Origin of the sequence: Paraburkholderia elongata (assembly GCF_013177735.1) — a bacterium.
Lineage (GTDB): Bacteria > Pseudomonadota > Gammaproteobacteria > Burkholderiales > Burkholderiaceae > Paraburkholderia > Paraburkholderia elongata.
Map to the genome: position 1 here is coordinate 1 of NZ_WOEZ01000135.1, position 3,653 is coordinate 3,653.

Here is a 3,653-nt window from a genome sequence, read left to right on the forward strand (position 1 = left end):
CGTGCCTGGGAGACCGCAACGGCAATACTGCGCTCATGGGCGCGTTGTACAAAGGCGAGACTGACATTGCACGCACCCTGATGGACACGTCGTGCGATATAAACCAAACGAACAATGCTGGCGAGACTGCGCTTGCCTTTGCCGCACTCTTTGGCAGGTTCGATCTGCTGCCTGAACTCGTGAAGAAGGGTGCGGATCCAGACCACGTGGACGCGAGGGGTAACACCGCCATGCAGTCGGTGGAGACCCAGGGTAACGAGGCCGCCGTGCGGGCATTGAGGCAACTGGCACTGTCACATTAACCTTGGACCGGTAGAGTAAGCGCATGAACGCCTGACCGAAGCGAATACATCCTACTGCGACGCCCTTTGAAAGATGCACCAGGGGCGTAATGTCGAAGAATGTCTGGAAGCGCTCTACGGCTCCCGGCACCTCATGTTGTTTCGCGGCATTACACTGGTCGCAATAGACGAGATGGGTAGCACCCCGATCCGTCAACGACTCCACTGCCGAAACGAGCGAGGCAAAGGAGGAAGACATGGAAATTGACCATTGACGCGATGCCGGTACTGTCAGGTTGTTGCAGAAGTCGGCGCATATAATGGGGCATGAAGAAAGCATCGGTCTCCGTTTTGCCATCGGCCGAGGCGCCGATTTCGTTCAAGGGCTACCGGTTTCCGCCGGACATCATCAGGTACACGGTCTGGCTGTACTACCGTTTTCCGCTGAGTCTTCGCATGGTCGAGGAGATGCTGGCCGCACGGGGAATTGAACTCACTTACGAAACGGTGCGATGCTGGACGACGAAGTTCGGTCTGGCGATCGCCAAGCGCATTCGTTCGATGGCGCGAGGACAGGGCGACAAGTGGCATCTGGACGAGATGGTTGTGACGATCAACGGTAGGAAGGGCACTGTCAGGTTAATGGGGAGGCGGCGGTAGAATGAAGTGATGAAGAAGACAAAATTGCTTTATCACGGCCACCGCTTCCCTGCTGTCGTCATCAGCTGCGCGGTTCGCTGGTATTTCCGGTTCAGCCTGAGCCTGCGCGACATCGAGGAGTTGTTGCTCGAGCGTGGTGTCGTGGTCACGTACGAAACGATCCGTTGCTGGTGCGACAAGTTCGGCGCTGGATTCGCGCAGTGCGCCAAAGCGGCGCGGCGCAAGCCGGGCAGCACATGGCATCTGGACGAGATGTTCGTGACGCTGCGCGGCGAGCCGTATCTGTTGTGGCGAGCGGTCGACGAGCATGGTGCCGAACTCGACGTGCTGGTGCAAAAGCGGCGCGACAAGGCCGCGGCAAAGCGCTTCTTCCGGAGGGTGCTGCGTTCAAACCCGGTGCCGCGCAAGATCGTTACCGACCAGCTGCGCAGCTATCCGGCGGCGAAGGCTGACATTCCCGAGCTCGCTCATGTGAAGCACGTTTTCGTCAAGGCGGCTGCACGCGTGAACAACCGTGCCGAGAACAGCCACCAGCCGACCCGTAGGCGCGAACGCCAGATGTGCGGCTTTCGCGATGCGCGTCGCACGCAGGCGTTTCTCTCATGTTTCGGCGTGATCCGGCAGCACTTCGCGTTGCCCCGACATCAAATGAACGCGGCATGTCATCGCGCCGTACTCAAAGAACGCTTCGCCACATGGCATGGTTGGACTGTCACTGCCGCAGCAGAGAAAGTTATCTGATAAGGATAACTACTTTTGAGCTACACAGGTAGCCTACGCCCGCCAACTTGACAGAGCCCCTGGTTCATCTGCTTGCTTCCTGACATGAACCGCTTGGCCATTCTTCGCAGGTTTTGCGCAGTCGCTGCCATCAGAAACTCATCATGGGCACCACTTGGACCGCGCAGTCGCAGACGGTCCAGCTTCAAAATGCGTTTAAGATGGGCAAAGAGCATTTCCACCTTCTTTCGCTCACGGCAAGATCGCTCGTATTCAGGCGTCTTCGCAATACGCCTCGTTTCGTCACGCGCAGCTTCATGGATGCTGCGGGCGATCTTGCGGAATGGTGTATTCGGACAGCAGCGATCCTTCATCGAACAGCTTTCGCAGTCGAACTGGCTTGCCCGATAGATGATCGTGTCAGCCTTCGTGACGCGCGAGCGCGGATTTCTGAACTTGCGCCGATCACTGCGTAGTGCGTGCCCGGTGGGACAGCGATATTCATTGACCAGCTCATCCCATTGAAACTCGCTGCTGGACAATGTATTGTCCTTGCGCGTCGTTTTGTCCCAGACCGGGACATGTGGTGCAATTTCCTTCTCTTCTATCATCCAGGCAAGCATCGCTGCCGAGCCATACGCGGTGTCGCCTGCAAGACGTCGAGGTTTGAGATCATGCCGCCGCTCAACGCGGTCAATCATCGTCCTGGTTGATTCCACTTCGTGCGAGCGGTTCGCGGGCGTCGCTTCGACGTCAACGATGATCCCTGCCTGCAGGTCAATCAGATAATTGGTCGAGTAGGCGAAGAACGCTGGGCTACCCTTGGCGGCTGTCCAGCTCGCAGCAGGATCAGTCAGAGATATCTTCTTTGGAGTTGTCGATGTCTCTGCCTCCTCGACCGCGTCTGCGCCGGCCGGATTCGCTTCCTCCAATGCTTTTAGATATTCCCGTACTGCGCGGCTTTGGCCCTTGACGCAACCCCAGTTGATGGACTCAGTACCTGGGACACCGCGTGCAGGGCTTGCATCGGCCCTGATGATGCTTGCGTCAATCGCGAAACCTTCACCCTTTACGAGACCTTCGGACATGCAGCGACCCAGCACCGACTCGAACACATGGCGTAACACATCGCTATCGCGGAAGCGACCGTGACGGTTCTTGGAGAAGGTCGAGTGTTCAGGCACTGCGTCTTCCAGGCCCAGGCGACAGAACCATCGATATGCAAGGTTCAGATGGACCTCTTCGCATAACCTGCGTTCGGACCGGATGCCAAAGCAGTAGCCCACAATCAACATGCGGATCATGAGCTCTGGATCAATCGATGGCCGTCCCATTGGACTGTAGAACGGCGCGAGATGCTGGCGCAGATCACGAAGGTCGAGGAAGTGATCTATGCCTCTCAACAGGTGTTCGCGAGGGACGTGATTATCAAGGTTGAACGAGTAGAAGAGTTTGTCCTGTCCGCTGCCCAGTTGACCCATCATGACGAATCACTCCCGTCGATCGATGTCTTCCAGGATACCGAACATTCCGAACCACAGGCGACTTTTTCAACACAATCAGAGCGGAACGGTCATTCCGTGCCGTCACTTGAGGACCAGTCGGCCAAAGCCGCCGTTTGCGCGACCATCGGCCAACGGCGAGATAGTCTGCCCGCGTTGCCTGCATCTCCAAGAAAACCGGCGGCGCAGTTGCCCAGTACGCTCCCTGGTCAAAGAAAGAAACGCTTCCCTACCGCCGACGATACGACTCGATCCTTGAACCTTGTTGCCAGTGCGCCCATTGCCCGCCAACCGGTGCAATGCGCGGCGGCGATCAGACTAAGATCGAACTGTTCTAGCGCTTCGACAGTGTCTGGAATAATACTTTCTGTTGCACCTGACAAATGGAAGCCGCCTAGTACCCCGTAGATCGGGACGTCAGGGAAGCGATTGCCTGCATGAGTTAATACGTTGATGAGACCTGCGTGCGAACAGGCTGTAAAAACAAACA

Annotated in this window: 3 protein-coding genes and 2 pseudogenes; 3 read left to right on the forward strand and 2 right to left on the reverse strand. The window is 57.1% G+C overall.

What is annotated here, in order from left to right:
* The 3 genes and pseudogenes from GNZ13_RS24965 to GNZ13_RS24975 form a co-directional block, all read left to right on the forward strand.
* The coding region (locus tag GNZ13_RS24965) for an ankyrin repeat domain-containing protein (protein WP_172169237.1) at window positions 1-302 on the forward strand (302 nt) is incomplete at its 5' end.
* Window positions 303-608: 306 nt separating this feature from the next.
* Window positions 609-908: pseudogene (locus GNZ13_RS24970) on the forward strand (IS6 family transposase); the annotation flags it as partial.
* A 42-nt stretch (window positions 909-950) separates the two neighbouring features.
* Window positions 951-1,682, forward strand: coding sequence for an IS6 family transposase (locus GNZ13_RS24975; RefSeq protein ID WP_172169240.1), 732 nt, complete (start codon window positions 951-953; stop codon window positions 1,680-1,682).
* A 20-nt stretch (window positions 1,683-1,702) separates the two neighbouring features.
* Here GNZ13_RS24975 and GNZ13_RS24980 read toward each other — a convergent pair whose 3' ends face one another.
* Window positions 1,703-3,145 (reverse strand): IS1182 family transposase, encoded by a 1,443-nt coding sequence (locus GNZ13_RS24980; RefSeq protein ID WP_172169243.1) that lies wholly within the window; start codon window positions 3,143-3,145, stop codon window positions 1,703-1,705.
* 227 nt (window positions 3,146-3,372) lie between these two features.
* Window positions 3,373-3,653, reverse strand: a pseudogene (locus GNZ13_RS51600) (hypothetical protein); the annotation flags it as partial.

What these genes read in the sequence shown, in the direction of transcription:
- GNZ13_RS24975 (WP_172169240.1), top strand. Translation starts at nt 951, where the DNA reads ATGAAGAAGACAAAATTGCTTTATCACGGCCACCGCTTCCCTGCTGTC.
- GNZ13_RS24980 (WP_172169243.1), bottom strand. Translation starts at nt 3,145, where the DNA reads ATGATGGGTCAACTGGGCAGCGGACAGGACAAACTCTTCTACTCGTTC.